The organism is Caloranaerobacter longqiensis, assembly GCF_050286925.1.
GTDB lineage: Bacteria > Bacillota > Clostridia > Tissierellales > Thermohalobacteraceae > Caloranaerobacter.
This window is the reverse complement of sequence record NZ_JBFWFX010000006.1, coordinates 23,228-41,927: the sequence shown is the minus strand read 5'-3', so window position 1 is coordinate 41,927 and position 18,700 is coordinate 23,228. Positions and strand designations below refer to the sequence as shown.

General features: G+C 29.4%; 17 protein-coding genes. All 17 read left to right on the top strand.

Features of this window, described 5'->3' with window-relative positions; all coding sequences use genetic code 11:
• Nucleotides 1-81 precede the first annotated feature (81 nt).
• The 17 genes from spoVG (at nucleotide 82) to AB4Y15_RS06810 (ending at nucleotide 18,699) form a co-directional block, all read left to right on the top strand.
• Nucleotides 82-354, top strand: coding sequence for a septation regulator SpoVG (gene spoVG / locus AB4Y15_RS06890; RefSeq protein ID WP_427339317.1), 273 nt, complete (start codon nucleotides 82-84; stop codon nucleotides 352-354).
• A gap of 322 nt (nucleotides 355-676) precedes the next feature.
• Entirely contained in the window at nucleotides 677-2,062 is a 1,386-nt protein-coding gene (gene glmU / locus AB4Y15_RS06885) for a bifunctional UDP-N-acetylglucosamine diphosphorylase/glucosamine-1-phosphate N-acetyltransferase GlmU (protein ID WP_427339445.1), read from the top strand.
• A 21-nt stretch (nucleotides 2,063-2,083) separates the two neighbouring features.
• Entirely contained in the window at nucleotides 2,084-3,031 is a 948-nt protein-coding gene (locus AB4Y15_RS06880) for a ribose-phosphate diphosphokinase (protein WP_427339316.1), read from the top strand.
• A 42-nt stretch (nucleotides 3,032-3,073) separates the two neighbouring features.
• The gene (gene pth / locus AB4Y15_RS06875; RefSeq protein ID WP_427339315.1) at nucleotides 3,074-3,634 is read left to right on the top strand and encodes an aminoacyl-tRNA hydrolase; all 561 of its coding nucleotides are present in this window, start codon (nucleotides 3,074-3,076) and stop codon (nucleotides 3,632-3,634) included.
• A gap of 103 nt (nucleotides 3,635-3,737) precedes the next feature.
• Nucleotides 3,738-7,277 (top strand): transcription-repair coupling factor, encoded by a 3,540-nt coding sequence (gene mfd, locus AB4Y15_RS06870; RefSeq protein ID WP_427339314.1) that lies wholly within the window; start codon nucleotides 3,738-3,740, stop codon nucleotides 7,275-7,277.
• A 5-nt stretch (nucleotides 7,278-7,282) separates the two neighbouring features.
• Nucleotides 7,283-8,263, top strand: coding sequence for a peptidylprolyl isomerase (locus AB4Y15_RS06865; RefSeq protein WP_427339312.1), 981 nt, complete (start codon nucleotides 7,283-7,285; stop codon nucleotides 8,261-8,263).
• A 187-nt stretch (nucleotides 8,264-8,450) separates the two neighbouring features.
• Entirely contained in the window at nucleotides 8,451-9,002 is a 552-nt protein-coding gene (gene spoVT / locus AB4Y15_RS06860; protein ID WP_427339311.1) for a stage V sporulation protein T, read from the top strand.
• 166 nt (nucleotides 9,003-9,168) lie between these two features.
• On the top strand, nucleotides 9,169-10,782 hold the full coding sequence (locus AB4Y15_RS06855) for a putative polysaccharide biosynthesis protein (RefSeq protein ID WP_427339310.1): 1,614 nt from the start codon (nucleotides 9,169-9,171) through the stop codon (nucleotides 10,780-10,782).
• 53 nt (nucleotides 10,783-10,835) lie between these two features.
• Nucleotides 10,836-12,320, top strand: a complete 1,485-nt coding sequence (gene yabN / locus AB4Y15_RS06850; protein WP_427339308.1) for a bifunctional methyltransferase/pyrophosphohydrolase YabN — start codon at nucleotides 10,836-10,838, stop codon at nucleotides 12,318-12,320.
• A gap of 88 nt (nucleotides 12,321-12,408) precedes the next feature.
• Nucleotides 12,409-12,687 (top strand): HU family DNA-binding protein, encoded by a 279-nt coding sequence (locus tag AB4Y15_RS06845; protein WP_069650631.1) that lies wholly within the window; start codon nucleotides 12,409-12,411, stop codon nucleotides 12,685-12,687.
• Between the two features lie 96 nt (nucleotides 12,688-12,783).
• Nucleotides 12,784-13,023 (top strand): RNA-binding S4 domain-containing protein, encoded by a 240-nt coding sequence (locus AB4Y15_RS06840; protein ID WP_427339305.1) that lies wholly within the window; start codon nucleotides 12,784-12,786, stop codon nucleotides 13,021-13,023.
• An 86-nt stretch (nucleotides 13,024-13,109) separates the two neighbouring features.
• Complete coding sequence (gene yabP, locus AB4Y15_RS06835) at nucleotides 13,110-13,397, top strand: sporulation protein YabP (RefSeq protein ID WP_427339304.1); 288 nt, start codon at nucleotides 13,110-13,112, stop codon at nucleotides 13,395-13,397.
• A 48-nt stretch (nucleotides 13,398-13,445) separates the two neighbouring features.
• Nucleotides 13,446-13,955, top strand: a complete 510-nt coding sequence (gene yabQ, locus AB4Y15_RS06830; RefSeq protein ID WP_427339302.1) for a spore cortex biosynthesis protein YabQ — start codon at nucleotides 13,446-13,448, stop codon at nucleotides 13,953-13,955.
• 63 nt (nucleotides 13,956-14,018) lie between these two features.
• Complete coding sequence (locus AB4Y15_RS06825) at nucleotides 14,019-14,339, top strand: FtsB family cell division protein (RefSeq protein WP_427339300.1); 321 nt, start codon at nucleotides 14,019-14,021, stop codon at nucleotides 14,337-14,339.
• 223 nt (nucleotides 14,340-14,562) lie between these two features.
• Nucleotides 14,563-16,938 (top strand): stage II sporulation protein E, encoded by a 2,376-nt coding sequence (spoIIE, locus tag AB4Y15_RS06820; RefSeq protein WP_427339298.1) that lies wholly within the window; start codon nucleotides 14,563-14,565, stop codon nucleotides 16,936-16,938.
• Between the two features lie 138 nt (nucleotides 16,939-17,076).
• Nucleotides 17,077-17,793 carry a vWA domain-containing protein gene (locus AB4Y15_RS06815; RefSeq protein ID WP_427339296.1) on the top strand — a complete coding sequence of 239 codons (717 nt, stop codon included), beginning with the start codon at nucleotides 17,077-17,079 and terminating at the stop codon, nucleotides 17,791-17,793.
• 24 nt (nucleotides 17,794-17,817) lie between these two features.
• On the top strand, nucleotides 17,818-18,699 hold the full coding sequence (locus AB4Y15_RS06810; RefSeq protein ID WP_427339294.1) for a protein kinase domain-containing protein: 882 nt from the start codon (nucleotides 17,818-17,820) through the stop codon (nucleotides 18,697-18,699).
• Nucleotide 18,700 lies beyond the last annotated feature (1 nt).

The following is an 18,700-nucleotide window of genomic DNA, read 5'->3' as shown; positions in this document are numbered from 1 at the left end:
TCTAAAAGTAGAAGGAATTTGTCAAAATTAAGAGAATACTAATTTATATATTGAACAGCTACGGGGGAAGGTGGTGAAGTTATGAAAGTTACTGATGTAAGAATTAGAAAGCTAAGCGATGAAGGTAGGATGAAGGCTATTGTATCAGTTACATTTGATGACGAGTTCGTAGTGCACGATATAAAGATTATAGAAGGAAATAACGGTCTTTTTATAGCAATGCCAAGTAGAAAAATGCCAGATGGAGAGTTTAGAGATATAGCTCATCCTATTAATTCAGGAACAAGAAGTAAAATTCAAGAATCTGTTTTAGCAGAATACGAGAAAGCATTGAAAGAAAATATGGGAGAGTAGACAAGAGGGGGTCAATACCCTCTCTTTTATAATCCATATGAGATTATAAAAGTGAATGCTTGAGAGAATTTAGTTAAAAAAACTAGGTGAAAATTTTTGAGAAAATCCGTAGGCTTAGCAGGACGCTAAGCCAGCATCTTGCTCTATTATTTTTTTGACAAAAACTTAATAGTATTTTAAAGGATACATATTTTTTTTGTTGAATTGTATAGATTGTTTGTATGTATTTATTAATCTTATTAAAATAAAACAGAATTTGTTTTATTATTATTTTATAATGAAGATAGATTTTATTTAAATAGTATTAGAGAGGGTGTTTGAAGTGATTACATCAATTATTTTGGCAGCAGGTGAAGGCACTAGAATGAAATCAAAAATACCTAAAGTATTACATCAAGTGTGTGGGAAGCCGATGTTAAGTCATGTAATTGAAGCTAGTAAAGGTGCGGGGATAAATGAAAATATAGTTATTGTAGGACATGGGAAAGAAAAAGTGAAGGACATGTTAAAGGAAGAGGGAGTAGTTTTTGTAGACCAACCTATTGGCGAAAAAGTGCCATATGGAACTGGTTTTGCAGTAATGCAGGCTGAAGATTTAATAAAAGATGATAATTATGTTATAATCCTTTATGGAGATACCCCTTTGATTACTAGTAAAACGATTACTGACTTAATAAATTATCATAAAGAATGTGGCAACAATGCTACTGTTTTAACTGCTGAGTTTGATAACCCAACAGGGTATGGTAGAATAATTAGAGATGATAAAGGGAATATAGTAGGAATTGTAGAGGAAAAAGATGCTACTATAGAACAAAAGAGAATAAAGGAAATTAATTCAGGAATATATTGTTTTGATGGCAAGTATTTAAAAATGGCTTTGCGTAATCTTAACAATAATAATGCTCAAAATGAGTATTATATAACCGATTCAATTAAGATATTAAATGAGAAAGGCTTAAAAGTAGGTGGATATAAACTAAACGACAATACAGAAATATTCGGTGTCAATTCTAGGGTACAATTAGCTGAAGCTAATAAGATAATGAGAAGAAGGATTAATGAGAAATTGATGTTATCAGGGGTTACGATAATAGATCCTGATAATACATATATAGGTAAGGATGTTGAAATAGGTAGAGATACTATTATATATCCAGGAGTTTTTTTAGAAGGTAAGACAAAAATAGGAGAGGATTGTATAATAGGAAGCAATTCAAGAATAATTAACAGTAATATTGGCAATAAAGTAGTGGTGCAGACATCAACTATAATTGATAGCGAAGTTGACGAGAATACAACAATAGGACCATATGCATATTTAAGACCTAATAGTAAAATAGGTAAGTCAGTTAAAATAGGAGATTTTGTTGAAGTAAAAAATTCTGTAATTGGAGACAATTCTAAGGCTTCACACTTAGCATATATTGGTGATGCAGAAGTAGGTAAAAATGTAAACATTGGTTGTGGTGTAGTTTTTGTAAATTATGATGGTGTAAACAAGCATAGAACAATTGTTGAGGACAATGCTTTTATTGGAAGTAATTCTAATTTAATTGCCCCTGTGATAGTTAGAGAAAAAGGTTATGTAGCAGCAGGCTCTACAATAACAGAGGAAGTCGGTAAAGGAACTCTATCTATAGCAAGGGCAAGGCAGGTAAATAAAGAGGGTTGGATTGAAAAAAAGTTTAATAAAAATAAAGAATAAAAACATAGGAGGAGTTTTTTTATGAATATAGGAGGAAGAGAAATTAAAATTTTTACTGGTAATGCTAACAAGTATTTTGCCAAAAAGATTTGTGATGAGCTAAATATTGAGTTAGGAGAAAGTCAAGTAGGAAGATTTAGTGACGGAGAGATTTCTGTTCACATTTCGGATTCTGTAAGAGGTGCAGATGTATTTGTTATCCAGCCTACTTGTCCTCCGATCAATGAAAATTTAATGGAACTACTTATCCTTATTGATGCTTTAAAAAGGGCTTCAGCTGGTAGGATAAATGCTGTAATTCCATATTACGGATATGCTAGACAAGATAGAAAAACTAAAGCAAGGGAACCAATTACAGCAAAGCTTGTAGCTGACATATTAACAACAGCAGGGGCAGACAGAGTAGTGAGTATGGATTTACATGCAGGACAAATTCAAGGGTATTTTGATATACCAGTAGACCATTTAACAGGTGTACCTATATTAGCGAATTATTTTAAAAATATAATAGATAAAGAAACAGTAGTAGTATCACCTGATATTGGAGGAGTTAAAAGAGCTAGAAATTTTGCAAGTTTATTAGATTTGCCAATTGCTATAATTGAAAAGAGAAGACCTAAAGCTAATGTGTCAGAAGTAATGAATGTTATAGGCGATATAGAAGATAAGAATGTAATTTTAGTTGATGATATAGTTGATACTGCAGGTTCATTAACAAAAGCTGCTAAAGTATTAAAGGATTTTGGGGCAAAGAAAGTATATGCTTGCTGCACACATCCAGTTCTTTCTGGACCAGCTATTGACAGATTAAAGGATTCAGTAATTGAAAAATTAGTAGTAACAGATACTATTCCTCTTACTGAAGACAAACAGATTGATAAGATTGAAGTTGTTTCAGTTGCTCCATTATTTGCTGAAGCTATTAGAAGGATCTATTCAAATGAATCTGTAAGCAGATTGTTTGATTAATCAAATTCTGGCTTGCAAGGTTAATGCAGGGAGTTGATTCATTTGTATGCAGTAATTGGACTAGGAAATCCAGGTAGAGCATATGATGGTACTAGACATAATGTAGGATTTGACACAATTGATTGCTTAGCAGTAAGAAATAATGTGGAATTAAATAAAATAAAACATAAAGCGGTGTATGGGGAAACATTTATAAATAATGAAAAGGTCATATTAGTAAAGCCTCAGACGTATATGAATAGAAGTGGAGAATGTGTTTTAGATATATATAATTATTACAAAATGCCGATTGAAAATATTATTGTTATATATGATGATATTGATATAAAGTTTGGTTCGTTAAGAATAAGGCCAAAAGGTAGTGCTGGAAGTCATAATGGAATGAAATCAATAATATATCACTTACGAAGTGAAAATTTTCCAAGGATAAGAATAGGAGTAGGGAAACCTAAAGAAGGTATGGATTTAGCCGACTTTGTGTTAAGTAAATTTACCAAAGATGAAAGAGAAGTGATTGATTCTACGGTAGAGAGGGCAGCTTTGGCTGTAGAAACGATTATTTTTCAAGGGTTAAATAAAGCTATGAATGAATATAATGGTTAGTATATGAATAAAATATTAGTAAAATGTAAAAATTGATAAATGTCAAACCATAGCCCAGGTTTTTGCCTGGGCTAAAGTTGCTGCTGAAAAGGAGCTGATTTCCTTGTTCTTGAATGTTTTTATTGACTCGCTTAGAAATTCAAATCAATATAACAAATTAATAGAAGCTATAAATAATAAAAGATATCCTGTATCTTTATATGGTTTATCAGAAGAAAGTTTAGCACATATTTGTTATGGACTAAATCAGCATACCGGTAGACAAGTTCTTATAGTTACTTATAACGAACTTAGAGCTAAAAAAATTGTTGAAGATTTAAAGCTATTTTCTTCTAGAGGTGTAGAACTATTTCCACAAAGGGAAGTTGTTTTTTATAATATTGATGCTTATAGTCATGGTATTCTACATCAAAGACTAAAGGTTATAGATAGGTTGATTGAATCGGAACCTATAATTGTTGTAGCCTCTATTGAATCAATAATGGATAAAGTTTTTAATAAAGAAATATTGAGTAAATATAGAACGGTTTTGAGATATGGAGATAAAATTGATTTAGAAAGACTAATAAAAAATTTAAATATATTAGGCTATGAAAGAGTAGATATGATCGAAGGAAAAGGGCAGTTTAGTGTAAGAGGTGGTATAGTAGATTTTTATCCTATAACTTTAGAAAATCCTGTAAGAGTAGAATTGTTTGATGATGAAATTGATTCGTTGAGAACTTTTGACATAAAAACACAGAGGTCAATTGAGAATATTTCAGAAGTTAAAATAGGACCTGCTAAAGAAATCATCTTTGAAGATGAATATAGGGAAGAAGTAGTAAAGCAAATAGAAAATGATTTAACAAAAACTGTAAAAAAGATGAATGAGGGAAAAGATAGTCAATTAATGGTTGAAAAGCTTACTGAAAAGTTCAAACATTATATTGAATTAGTTAATTCAGGATTAAATTTTGATAATATAGAGCCTCTTATACCATATTTCCCTGTTCAATATAAAAGCATAATAGATTATTTTGCTGAATCAGCAGTAATGATTATAGACGAACCGCAGAGAATAGAAGAAAATGCGAAAACTTATTTAAAGAGTTTTAGGAGTAAATTTTTAAGTTTTTTTGAAAGAGGAGAAGTATTGCCTAAACAAGAAGGTATTTATCACAGCTTCGATGATTTAAAAGAAAAATTAAATAAAAGGCCTTGTATTGTGTCAACGGGATTGAAAAAGACTTCTAATATTTTTGAAATTAAAGAAACAGTCAACATTGTATCAAAAGGTATGCAGTCATTTCATAACAAGATAGAATTTTTAGTTAATGAACTTAAGGATTTGAAATATAGAGGATATAAGGTAATAATACTTTCAGGGGTAGAAGATAGAGGGAAGAGGCTTGTTGAAACGCTTAAAGAGTATGGGATAGAATGTAGCTTTATAAAAACCTTCGATGTAGAAATAAAATCTGGACAAATTTTTGTTTTAGCAGGAACTATTAGTAGAGGATTCGAGTATCCAGATTTGAAGTTTACAATAATTAGCGATAAAGAAATATATGGAAAATCTAAAAAGAAAAGAATTAAAAAATATAGTAAAGATACTAAGAAGATAACTTCATTTACTGACCTTAAGCCAGGAGATTATGTTGTACATGAAACGCATGGAATCGGTGTGTATGTAGGTATAGAGCAATTAAAGGTTCAAGGAGTAAAGAAAGATTATTTAAGTATAAAGTATTCTGGTAAAGATAGATTATATGTACCTGTAGATCAAATGGATTTAATACAAAAATATATAGGAGCAGATTCTATAAAACCTAAAGTAAATAAACTTGGAACAGGAGAATGGATTAAGACTAAACAAAAAGCTAAGAAGGCAATTGAGAATATGGCTAAAGAGCTTCTTGAACTTTATGCAAAAAGGCAGACTACTAAAGGATTTGCTTTTTCAAAGGATCAGCCTTGGCAAAAACAATTTGAAGATTTATTCCCTTATGAGGAAACTAGTGATCAATTAAAATGTATAGAAGAAATTAAACGAGATATGGAAAAAGATAAACCTATGGATAGATTGTTATGCGGAGATGTAGGATATGGAAAAACAGAAGTAGCTTTAAGGGCTGCATTTAAAGCTGTTATGGATGGAAAACAGGTTGCATTTTTAGTACCTACAACTATTTTAGCTCAACAGCATTACAATACGATAAGAGAGAGATTTAGTCAATTTCCTGTTAAAGTAGATATGTTAAGTAGGTTTAGAACGCCAAGTCATCAGAAGAAAATTTTAAGAGATTTAAGAAGTGGGAATTTAGATATTGTAGTCGGAACACATAGGTTACTATCAAGTGACGTAAAATTTAAAGATTTAGGATTATTGATTATAGATGAGGAACAAAGATTTGGTGTTAAACATAAAGAAACTCTAAAGAAATTAAAGGAATCAATTGATGTGTTAACGTTAACTGCAACTCCAATACCAAGAACTCTCCATATGGCATTAGTTGGTATCAGAGATATGAGTGTTATAGATGAACCGCCAGAAGAAAGATATCCAGTACAAACATACGTTATGGAATATAATGATGACATAATTAGGGATGCAATAGTTAAGGAGTTAAATAGAGATGGCCAAGTCTATTTTGTATATAATAGAGTACAGGGTATTCAGCAGATGGCAGCTAGATTAAAAAAATTGGTGCCTGAAGCTAGGATAGCAGTTGGACATGGACAAATGAGTGAAAGAGAACTTGAGAAGGTTATGATAGATTTTCTAAAAAGAGAGTATGATATATTAGTATGTACGACTATTATTGAAACGGGGTTGGACATATCTAATGTAAATACTTTAATAGTTTATGATTCTGATAAAATGGGATTGTCACAGCTTTATCAGTTAAGAGGTAGAGTAGGGAGAAGTGATAGGATAGCATATGCATACTTTACTTATGAAAAAGACAAAGTACTATCTGAGGTTGCTGAGAAACGTTTAAAAGCGATAAAAGAGTTTACTGAGTTTGGTTCTGGTTTTAAGATAGCTATGAGAGATTTAGAAATACGAGGAGCTGGAAACTTATTAGGTCCCGAACAGCATGGGCACATGGCTTCGATTGGTTATGACTTATACGTGAAATATTTAGAGGAAACAATAAAGAAACTTAAAGGCGAGATAAAGGAAGAAGAGATAGAAACTACTATAGAGTTGAATGTAGATGGATATATACCTAGCCACTATATAGCTAATGAAGAACAGAAAATAGAGATATATAAGAAAATATCATCAATTCAAAATAGGGAAGATTTAGCAGATGTACAGGAGGAGATAATAGACAGATTTGGAGACATACCTAAAGAGGTTGATAATTTGCTTAAAATATCATTAATAAAATCAATGTGTAAGAAAGCTAAAATAAGTTCATTAACTCAAATAGATAATTACATTAAGATAGAATTTGTTAAGCCTGATGTTATTACACCACAGCTTATTAATGAACTTTTAAATAGTTTTGGAAGGCGTATGTCATTTGATATATCAAAAACTCCTCATATAAAATATAAGCTAATGAAAAGAATACAAGAAAGTATATTAAAAGAAGTTGAGCAAGTTATTCAAAAAATTAGTAGTTTTCATGAAGGGGAAATTAATATATAATATTGATGTATAATTATATAGAAAGAGTGCATGAAGGCAGAGCAGAGGAGTTGATAAATTTGATTAATAAAATAAGAGTAAAAATTATTGGGATTTTGTTAGTAACGGTACTTATTTTTGGACTGTCAGGCTGTGTAAGTCAAGAGACTAAAGGGGAAATTGTAGCAAAAGTTAATGGAGATAGTATATATAAGGAAGATTTCGAAAAGGACTTTAATGTCTATAAAAAGGCTGTTGAGAGCAAGGTAGGACCTGAAATATGGAAGCAGCTTGAAGAAGAAGCAATGAGAAAATTCTTAGACAAGTTAATTATTGAGCAAATAATATCTCAAAAAGCTGAAGAGTTAGGTATTGAAGTAACAGATGAGGAAGTAGATGAAGAAATTAAAAATTATATTAACTATTTTGAAAACGAAGAAAAATTTAAGGAATTTTTAAAACAGAGCAATATAACTGAAGAGTATTTTAGAAAAGAAATAAAAAAGGAAATGCTGATTTCTAAATATAAAGAAGAAGTTTTGAAAGATATAGATATTTCTCTTGACGAGGCAAAAAAATATTATGAAGATAATATAGATTTATTTAGAGACTATAGAGTAAGAGCTAGACATATATTGGTTAAAACAGAAGATGAGGCAAAAGAAATTCTTAAGCAATTGAAAAATGGTAAAGACTTTGCAGAATTGGCAAAAGAAAAATCAATAGGTCCTTCAGCAGCAAATGGTGGAGATTTAGGTTATTTTGGTAAGGGACAGATGGTACCAGAATTTGAAAAGGCTGCTTTTTCTCTAGAACCTGGACAAATTAGTGATATAGTAAAAACACAGTATGGTTATCATATTATTAAAGTAGAGGATAAGATTGATAAATTATATTCATTTGATGAAGTTAAAGATGATATAATAAAAGAGTTGAAAAATAGGGAATATGATAAAAAGTTAAAAGAGTTAAGAGAAAATGCTAATGTGGAAATATTTTTAGAATAATTTTCAAAAAAAGGCTCATTAACGGAAGGTTAATGAGCTTTTTGATTCTACACTAAATTGCCAATGATGCATAAAAAGTTCTTGAAAGTAAAATAATAAATATACAATTAGACGGTGTAATTTTGTTAAAACACATTAGTGTTTAAAACAAAATCCACCTAAATTTATGTAATAAGGAGGGGAAAAATTGAAGGCCACAGGAATAGTAAGAAGGATTGATGATTTAGGAAGAGTAGTAATTCCTAAGGAGATTAGAAGAACTCTTAGGATAAGAGAAGGAGATCCTTTAGAGATATTTACGGACAGAGAAGGCGAAATAATATTAAAAAAATATTCACCAATTGTTGAATTAAGTGAATTTGCTACCGAGTTTGCACAGTCACTTTATGAAACTACAGGACATATAACTGTAATAACAGATAGAGATACAATAGTTGCAATTTCTGGAGGATCTAAAAATGATTATTTGAATAAAAAAGTTAGTCCAGAGCTAGAAAAGATTATGGAAGGAAAGGAAACGTATATAGCTGCTGGAAAGAGTAAGCCTATAAGAGTAACATCTGATGAATTTAACGCTGATAAATATACTAGTCAGGTGATAGCACCTATAATTACTCAAGGAGATCCAATTGGAGCAGTTATTTTATGTACTAAAGGTAATAATAAAAAGATGGGAGAGTTAGAAGTAAAATTAGCTGAAATTGTAGCAGGTTTCTTATCAAAACAGATGGAACAATAATTTGAGCTACATAGCCTACCTTGTATGGTAGGCTTTTTCTTTGGTAAATATAAATGTAAAAGCAAATACAAAGTAACTTCTCAATAAAATCACTATTTAATGAGTACTGTATTTTTGATATAATAGTTCTGTTAACTAAATGTGGCTGAAAATTAGGAGGAAGTTTATGACTAAGGAAAATTTTTTGAAAGGTGCTGCTATATTAGGGATAGCAGGAGTATTAGCTAAAATATTAGGTTCAGTATATAGGATTACATTATATTATGTACTTACTGATGTAGGAATTGGTTACTATCAGACTGTTTATCCACTTTATAATTTTTTATTAGCAATATCTACAGCAGGTTTTCCAGTTGCAGTTGCAAAGCTTGTAGCTGAAAAAAGGGCATTAGGAGACTATAAGGGAGCTCACAGGCTGTTTAAGATAACATTTTTTGGATTTTTATTTGCGGGAATTACTACTTCATTATTTGTTTTTATAGGAGCAGAATATTTATCAAATTTGTTCAGTAATAAAAATGCATATTATTCATATATAGCTATAGCACCTGCTTTGATGTTAGTTCCAATTATGTCTGCATTTAGAGGGTATTTTCAAGGTAGACAGACAATGGTTCCCACGGCAGTATCTCAACTAGTTGAACAATTATTTAGAGTTGTAGTTGGTCTTATTTTAGCATATCAATTTTTAGGAAATGGGTTACCATTAGCTGCTGGAGGAGCTACTTTTGGAGCATCTGCTGGAGCCTTAGCAGGTACTATTGTAATAATGATTATTTATCTTTCACAGAGAAAATATATAAAACAGGAAATAAAGGACAGCATTGATTGTCCTTCAGAGAGTTTAAATTCTGTTATTAAGAAAGTTTTATTAATTGCAATACCTATAACTATTGGTGCTTCTATAGTTCCTATAATGAATAATATTGATGTTGCTATAGTAATGAGAAGGTTGCAATCTATAGGTTTTACAGAAACAGAAGCGAGTGGTTTGTATGGAAGATTAGCGGGAATGGCTCAGACCCTTATAAATTTACCTCAAGTTCTATCAGTTGCATTAGCTATGAGTTTAGTTCCAGCTGTATCTGATGCGTTTGCTAGAAAAAATCATGCTAAAATCAGTAAAATAGTAAGGTCTGGTATAAGGGTTACGCTTCTTATTGGATTGCCTTCTGCATTGGGTTTATATATTTTGTCTACACCTATTATTGAATTAGTATATTTCGTTTCAGATTTGGAAACTCAACAAAGTGTAGGTTCTATACTTGCAATATTGTCTTTTAGTTTGATTTTTTTAACTTTAGTGCAATCACTAACAGCTATTATGCAGGGTTTAGGTAAACCTATGATTCCTGTGAAAAATTTAGCGATTGGAGCAGTAGTGAAAATAATTTTAACATATATATTGACAGGAATACCTGAAATAGGGGTCAAAGGTGCAGCTTTAAGTACGGTAGTTGCATATTTGGTGGCTGCAGTATTAAACTTCATAGCGGTTATTATAAAGTATACAAAGACATCATTAAATTTTGTAAATATTTTTATCAAGCCGATAATTTCAGTTATATTAATGGTTGTATTTGTAAAGTTTTCATATGTATTTTTATCATCTGTAATAAGCAGTAAGATAGCAACTTTAGTTTCTATAATTGTAGGAGCATTAGTATATGGTTTCGCATTATTAGCAACTGGAGCAATAACTTCAAAAGATTTTGAATTACTGCCAGGTGGTAGAAAAATTTCTAAAATGTTAGGGGCAATAGGGCTTTTGAGGGAATAGCTAGGTATAAACCTAGCTTTTTTGGCAAATATAAGGATAATGGAGGGTTTTGTATGGGAAAGATTATTGTTATAGGATTAGGGCCAGGGGATCCTGATTTATTAACGATAGGCGCGGTAAAGGTCTTGAAAAAAGGTTATAAAGTCTATTTGAGAACTGAAAAGCACCCAACAGTAAGTTTTTTTCATGAAAACAATATTGAATTTGAATCATATGACTTTATGTATGAAAAAGGCGAAGATTTTGATATAATTTATGAGAATATAGCTAAAGACCTAGTGAAAAAATCCAAAGAGCATGGTATTATTATTTATTGTATACCAGGACATCCTTTGGTAGCTGAAAAGACAGTATCGTTGTTGATAAAATACAGAGATAAAGGGGAAGTAGAATTACAGATACATTCAGGGGTAAGTTTTATAGATAGTGTAATAAATGCTACTGAGAAAGATCCGATAAGTGGGATGAAAGTTGTAGATGGTTTAAATTTAAATGTGCAGTCAGTAGATATTAATGTAGACAATATAATAACACAAGTTTATAATAGAATAATAGCTTCAGAAGTAAAATTGAAACTAATGGAAGTGTATGACGATGAATATCAGATATATGTAATTAGAGCAGCAGGAGTACCAGGAGAAGAAAAAATATTAAAAATACCATTATATGAGCTAGATAGAATAGAATGGATTGATTATTTGACAAGTATTTATATTCCTAAGATTGATGATGAAAATAGAACAAGATATGATTTAAATAATTTAATAAATATTATGCAGAAATTGAGAAGTAAAGAAGGATGTCCATGGGACATTAAACAGACTCATCAATCACTTAGAGAGTATGTTTTAGAAGAGGCTTATGAAGTAGTTGATGCAATAGATAAAGATGATATGGATGCATTAGCAGAAGAACTGGGAGATTTGCTGCTGCAGGTAGTATTTCATTCTCAGATAGGTAAAGAAGAAGGGTACTTTAACATCTGGGATGTAATATCTAGTATTTGCAACAAGCTAATCAACAGACATCCTCATGTTTTTGGAGAGCTTAATTGTAAAGATTCTGAAGAAGTAATGGCAAATTGGAACAAGATAAAAGATAAAGAAAAAAATATCAAGAGTCATAGTCAAAGGCTTGAAAGTATAGCTAAGGGGTTACCTGCTTTAGTAAAAAGCTTTAAATTGCAGCAGAAAGCTGCTGATATAGGTTTTGATTGGCCAGATGTAAATGGAGCTTTAGAAAAAGTAAGAGAAGAGTTACAAGAAGTGTTAATTGAATTGAAAGAGAATAATAAGGATAGAATTGAAGAAGAGATAGGTGATTTATTATTTGCCGTAGTAAATGTTAGTAGGTTTTTGAAAGTGAATCCAGAAATTGCTTTAAATAAAACAATAAATAAGTTTATTGAAAGGTTTAAAATTATGGAAGATATGAGTAGAAAAATGGGGAAAGATTTACAGTTTATGACATTAGAAGAAATGGATGAGTTATGGGAGAGAACAAAGATACATAAAAATAAAAAAATAGATAAAAAATAATACTAAAAAGAAGGATTTTACTTGGAAAGGTAGAATATGCTTATACGTACTAATTTTAATATAATTGAAGAATAAGGAGGTATTTATTGTGAACAAGGCAGAATTAGTTTCAAGCATAGCTGAAAAGAGTGGTTTAACAAAGAAAGATGCTGAAAGTGCATTAAATGCATTCATGAAGAGTGTAGAAGAAGCATTAGTAAGAGGAGAAAAGGTTCAATTAGTAGGCTTTGGTACTTTTGAAGTAAGAGAGAGAAAAGCTAGAAAAGGTAGAAACCCAAGAAATCCTCAAGAAGTAATCGACATTCCAGCATCAAATGCACCAGTTTTCAAAGCTGGTAAGAGTTTAAAAGAAGCAGTTAACAAATAAAAAATCAGGTCATTGACCTGATTTTTTTCTTTTAAACTATTGGCTGTTAGTGTAAGCTGTCAGCTATTATTAAATATAATATAGAAGGGTGATTATATGAGGATAGATAAATTTCTTAAAAATTCTAGAATAATAAAAAGAAGAACAGTTGCAAAAGAAGCTTGTGAACAAGGTAGGGTATTAATAAATGGTAAAGTAGCTAAACCTGGCACTTTAGTAAATATAGGAGATATAATTGAGATAAATTTTGGGACTAGGACGATGAAAATTGAAGTAATACAGTTATTAGAACATGCAACTAAAGACAATGCTCATAATATGTATAATATAATATAATACCATTTAATAAAATGCATATTTTAGTAATAAAACTTAGATTTATTACATAATCATTTAACATAAGTATTTTGGGGGGATGGGGGATGAGTGAAAATAAGACTACGAGTAGAAGTCAAAATATAATATTAGAAAATAGAGAAAAGCTCAACATATCTGGAGTAGAACATGTTGATAGTTTTAATGATAATACAATTATTCTATTAACTGTAAAAGGTTTAATGACAGTTAAAGGAGAGGACTTAAACATTAGCAAACTGAATTTGGAAGATGGGAATATAGTTATAGAAGGTAAGATAAATGGTATTTTATACACTAACAAAGATATTTCTGGTTCAAAAGGTTCTGGCTTTTTAGGCAAAATGTTTAAATAAAACCGATGGTTTATACCATTGGTTTTCATTTTCATTAGGGGTGATTTTGTGGGTAATACAGTTGAGAGTCAAGCTTATATTTTTTTGCTTACTATGTATGGTGGAGTTTTAATTGGTTTTGTATATGATTTATATAGGATATTTAGATATTTTTCTAAACCTAATAAAATTGCTACATTAGTAGAAGATTTAATTTTTTGGATTATTGTATCGATTATAGCGCTAGTTACACTAATTTTTAGTAATTGGGGAGAATTAAGAGGGTATGTTTTTTTAGGTTTCATTTGTGGTGCATTAATTTATACAAAACTTTTGAGTAAGCCAGTTATAACTTTGATGGTTTATTTAGTAAGGATATTTATTAAGCTACTTGAATATACAATAAACATACTGACATATCCATTTAGGTTTATTATACATTTATTATCAACTCCTTTTAGAAAATTGAACGATAAAGTCAATAGATTTAATAAAAGTGTAAAAAAAATAACTAAATTGCCAAAACGAATTTTTAATGACATTAGAAAGTACACAAGTACTATATTGCTAAAAAAATAAAGGGTTTTAAGAAAATACATAGAAATATTCATACATAATTTAAAAGATGTTGGAGGGGTTGTTATGCACAAAACTAAACAGAAGAAAAAATTTAGAATTAGATATATATTGTTATTAGGATGTTTGTTTTATTTAAGTACTACATTTTTAAATCAAGAAAAAATGATGAGGCATTTAGAACAAGAAAGAAAAGCAAAGGAAGATAAGATTAATAGTTTGAATGTAGAAATTGCAGAACTTCAAGAGAAAATCAAATATGCTGATACACCTGAATTTATTGAAAAAATTGCTAGAGAAGAATTGAATATGCTTAAACCTGGTGAAATATTATATATAGATAAGGAGAAAAATAAAAATAAATTTATTAAAGGTATTAGCAACTAAAAATAACCAATTTATGATAAAGAGCGACTTAAGATTAAAGTTGCTTTTTTTTCTTTTTTGAGAGGAATGTGCTGATAAAATATATGTCCAATTTTTAGATTTCAGCTAAAAAAAGCATAATTTTTGTCAAAAAGTTTTTTGAATAGGACAACCTTAATTGACAAATATTTCATAATTTGTTTGATAAAATAACAGAAAATAAAATATGGGATGGGGGATTCAAATGATAAACAGAGCTGAATTACTTATGATTAAAGATGAAAATACTTTTTTGAAAATTTTAAGGAATTTAGTTTTAAAACTGAATTTAAAAAATATAGCAATAGGTATTTTAGCACTACTAGTATCGCGAGCGTCTATAATGGATGGATTAACACCTTTTGGAATTGCATTTTTAACGGCGTATTTAATTAGATATGGTAATGCCTTAGGAATAATAATATTTTCATCTTTTGGAATATTGAGTATTCATGGTATGAGTGCATATTATTATTTAGTGGTAATATGGTTATTATTTTTCCTAAATGGAATTTTAAAAAACAGAATTAGAGTAAACACATTAAAATATTCTATTTTGTCATCTCTGTTATTAATTATGATAAAAACTGTTTTATTACTTACAGGCACATTCTATATGTATGATTTTATCATGACGATATTTGAAGGTGTAATAGTGTTTACATTAACATATATCTTTTCATATAGTATTTCTATTTTTGAAAGAAAATTAAGTGATATCTTTACAAATGAAGAAATTATAAGTGGCGCAATAATGATTTCATTGGCTATTTCAGGGTTAGAAGATATAGCTATTTTAGATTTATCTTTAAAAGTAATTATTGGGGTTGTTATTATTTTAGTATTTGCTTACTTTAAAGGGCCAGCATTTGGAACTACTATTGGAGTAACGATTGGTTTGATAACGGGAATGTCCAATAACAATATCCCATTGATTATTTCAATATATGGTTTTTCAGGATTGTTAGGTGGATTATTTAAGGATTTAGGGAAATTAGGGACTGGTTTAGGTTTTATTGTAGGAAATGCTATAATGTCTTTTTATATAAGTGGTTTTGTAGAAAGTATGCTTTTATATAAAGAGATTGCAGTTAGTATCTTTATATTTTTTATATTAGCTATTTCTATAGAAAAAAATAATGGAATGATATTGGGTAAAAATGGCTTAACTTATTCAAATATACAATATAGTAAAAGAATAAGGGATATAACTTATAAAAGATTAAAAGAAGTGTCTAATGTATTTAATGAGTTAGCATTAACATTTAAAAAAGCAGCAGAAGTAAAAAGTTTTTCACAGCAGAAAGACATATCGAATTTTGTAGATGAAGTAGTTAATGATGTTTGTAAAGACTGTAGCATGTATAAATTTTGTTGGAAACAAGATTTTTATACTGCATATCATTCCATGTTTGATATTATGAGCTTAATAGAGCTTAACGGAAATATAAATAAAAATTTACTGCCAGAATATTTTAGAAAAAGATGTTTAAAACCTCAAAATATAATAGATAAATGCAATTATCTTTTTGACATATATAAAGTTAATCATAGATGGGAGAAAAAGATTTTAGAAAGTAGACAATTAATAACTGATCAGTTAGATGGAGTAGCTACTATAATAAATGACCTAGCAAATACCATTTATAAAGATATTAGATTTGCAGATGATTTAGAGAGAGAAATTTATTTAAAGCTTAAAGAAAATGGAATCGATATAAAAGAAGTAAATTGTACACAATTTCAGGACGGAAAATTTGAAATTTTATTGGAACTAAAGTCTTGCAAAGGGAAAGGTATATGTTTGAAGGATATTATACCTATTGTTTCTAAGGTTGTTGGATTTGATTTAACTAGAGATAAATTTAGCTGTAGTATACCTGGAAAGAATAATAGATGCAGCTTAAAACTTATAAAGGCGAATAGATATGGTGCTATAACAAAGGTTTGCAAATGGGATGAGTCATTTAATTATGTTTCGGGTGATAGTTATACTTTTGGTGAAAATGAAAATGACTATTTTATAGCTTTAAGTGATGGAATGGGAGTAGGTAGAAAGGCAAATCAAGAAAGCAATATAACTATTTCACTTTTAGAAAAGTTTTTAGAGGCAGGTTTTGATAAAGAATTAGCACTTAAAACTATTAATTCAATTTTACTTTTAAAATCGTCTGACGAAATGTTTTCAACTGTTGATATGACTATAATAGATTTATATATGGGTAAGGCACAATTTATTAAAATTGGTTGCGCTCCGACATTTATAAAGAGAAAGGATAGAGTAGATATAATAAATTCAAAGAGTTTACCTGTAGGCATATTAAAAGATGTGGATTTTCAGGTCTATGAAGATAATATAGAAGATGGGGATTTGATAATAATGATGTCAGATGGTGTTTTAGATTCTAACGATAAAGTAGATGATAAAGAAGATTGGATGGCAGAAGTTATTAGTAATATATCTAGTGTTAATCCTCAAAAAATTGCTACAGAAATAATTAATATAGCAAAATCGGTAAGTATTAACAAAAATAAGGACGATATGACGGTTCTTGTGACTAAAGTTTGGAGAAGAAGGTAAAAGCGGCGTTAGCCGCTTTTTTTTATGAATATTAAATCGGAATGAAAAATATAAATAAATAAGGACAAACTGTTAATTAAATATGAATACGAAATATTTTATTGTCAATAATTACAAAAAAACGATAGGAGGAATAAAATGGATAAGAAAGGATTAATAAAACAAATAATATTAGTGAGTGATGGGGAATCTAATGTAGGTATAGACCCTGTCGAGGTATCTAAAAAAGCTAAGGAAATGGGCATAATTGTAAGCACTATAGGGATAGTAAATAATCGGACAAAAGAAAAGCCACTAGCTGAAATTCAACAGATAGCTAACCAAGGAGGAGGAATTTGGGAGGTAACAGATTTGGAGAGTTTTTCAAAAACCATGGAAATGTTAACAATTAAAACGGTTCACAAGACTATACAAGAAGCAGTAAATAGAGAATTAAAAAATATACTTGGAGAGGGGTTAGAAAATTTCAATCCTGAATCTAGAAGGAAAATAATTGATGTCATTGATAAACTTGGTGAAGAAGTAGATATTAGATGTTGTATAGTTATTGATTTAAGTGGAAGTATGACGAATAAGGTAAGTATAGCTAAAAAAAGTATTGTTAATTTACTGAGGACACTTAAGCAAAGAAAAGGCAAAACAGAAATTGCAGTTGTAGGTTTTCCAGGTACAGATTATGAACTTTATAAAACCATTTGTGATTTTACAGAAGATATAGATGAATTGCAGAGAAGTTTAAATAATATAACTACAGGTGGGACAACTCCAACAGGGCCAGCTCTTAAAAGAGCTATAGAAATGTTATTAGATGTAAAAGAAGTGAATAAAGGGATACTTGCAGCAAATATAGTGTAAATTTATAGATTTGGGGGAGTTTGAATGCTTAAAAAAGGAGATAAAATTGAAGGTAAATGGTATAAAAATAAATATACAGTACTTGAAAAAATAGGCCAGGGTGGAGTAGGCACAGTATATAAAGTAGTAGATTATAAAGGCTATATAAAAGCATTGAAAATAAGCGAAGATATAATGTCTTTAACTAGAGAATTTGAAATTTTGCAAAAACTCCCCTCATCAAATAATATACCTAAAGTTTATGAAATTGATGATTGGGTATATAAGAACAAAAGATATTATTACATTGTTATGGAATATATAGAAGGAAATAATTTAAAAGAAATTATTAACAAAGATAAATTAAGTATAAAAGATATTTTAGGAATATCATTAATATTATCAGAACTTATAAACAAACTTTATCAGCTAGGATATATTTATGGAGATTTAAAGTTAGAGAATATTATAGTAGATAGAAGGACTAAAAAGATAGTGTTTGTGGATTTTGGTGGAGTATTTAAAAAAAATAGATGCATTAAAGAATTTACTCCTACATATGATATAAATTCATGGGGAATAGAAAATAAAAATTTACATATTGAAAGATTGATTTTTAGTACAACTATGTTAATGGTATGCCTTATTACCAGACGGGAATATGATCCTTTTCGTACTCCTATGAAAAAAATATTAGCTATTATAGATTCACTTAATATAAGTGAAAAACTTAAAGTATTTATGAAAGATGGTTTGTTAAATAAATTTAATGATATAAATTGTTATATAGAAGGATTAAAAATGCTTTTTATTGAATCAATTAATGATAGGCCTATAATTAGTAATGATGTTATTAATTTAATATTTATAGTTAGTATATGTTTTTTTGTATTAACTATATTTTTAGGAGTAAAATTTTATGTATAAT

Excerpts from the sequence above, each read along its gene's own strand:
- spoVG (WP_427339317.1), top strand. The coding sequence starts at position 82 with ATGAAAGTTACTGATGTAAGAATTAGAAAGCTAAGCGATGAAGGTAGG.
- AB4Y15_RS06840 (WP_427339305.1), top strand. The coding sequence starts at position 12,784 with ATGAGGATAGATAAATTTCTTAAAAATTCTAGAATAATAAAAAGAAGA.
- AB4Y15_RS06810 (WP_427339294.1), top strand. The coding sequence starts at position 17,818 with ATGCTTAAAAAAGGAGATAAAATTGAAGGTAAATGGTATAAAAATAAA.
- yabP (WP_427339304.1), top strand. The coding sequence starts at position 13,110 with ATGAGTGAAAATAAGACTACGAGTAGAAGTCAAAATATAATATTAGAA.
- AB4Y15_RS06855 (WP_427339310.1), top strand. The coding sequence starts at position 9,169 with ATGACTAAGGAAAATTTTTTGAAAGGTGCTGCTATATTAGGGATAGCA.
- spoIIE (WP_427339298.1), top strand. The coding sequence starts at position 14,563 with ATGATAAACAGAGCTGAATTACTTATGATTAAAGATGAAAATACTTTT.
- AB4Y15_RS06865 (WP_427339312.1), top strand. The coding sequence starts at position 7,283 with ATGTATAATTATATAGAAAGAGTGCATGAAGGCAGAGCAGAGGAGTTG.
- AB4Y15_RS06815 (WP_427339296.1), top strand. The coding sequence starts at position 17,077 with ATGGATAAGAAAGGATTAATAAAACAAATAATATTAGTGAGTGATGGG.
- AB4Y15_RS06825 (WP_427339300.1), top strand. The coding sequence starts at position 14,019 with ATGCACAAAACTAAACAGAAGAAAAAATTTAGAATTAGATATATATTG.
- AB4Y15_RS06880 (WP_427339316.1), top strand. The coding sequence starts at position 2,084 with ATGAATATAGGAGGAAGAGAAATTAAAATTTTTACTGGTAATGCTAAC.
- yabN (WP_427339308.1), top strand. The coding sequence starts at position 10,836 with ATGGGAAAGATTATTGTTATAGGATTAGGGCCAGGGGATCCTGATTTA.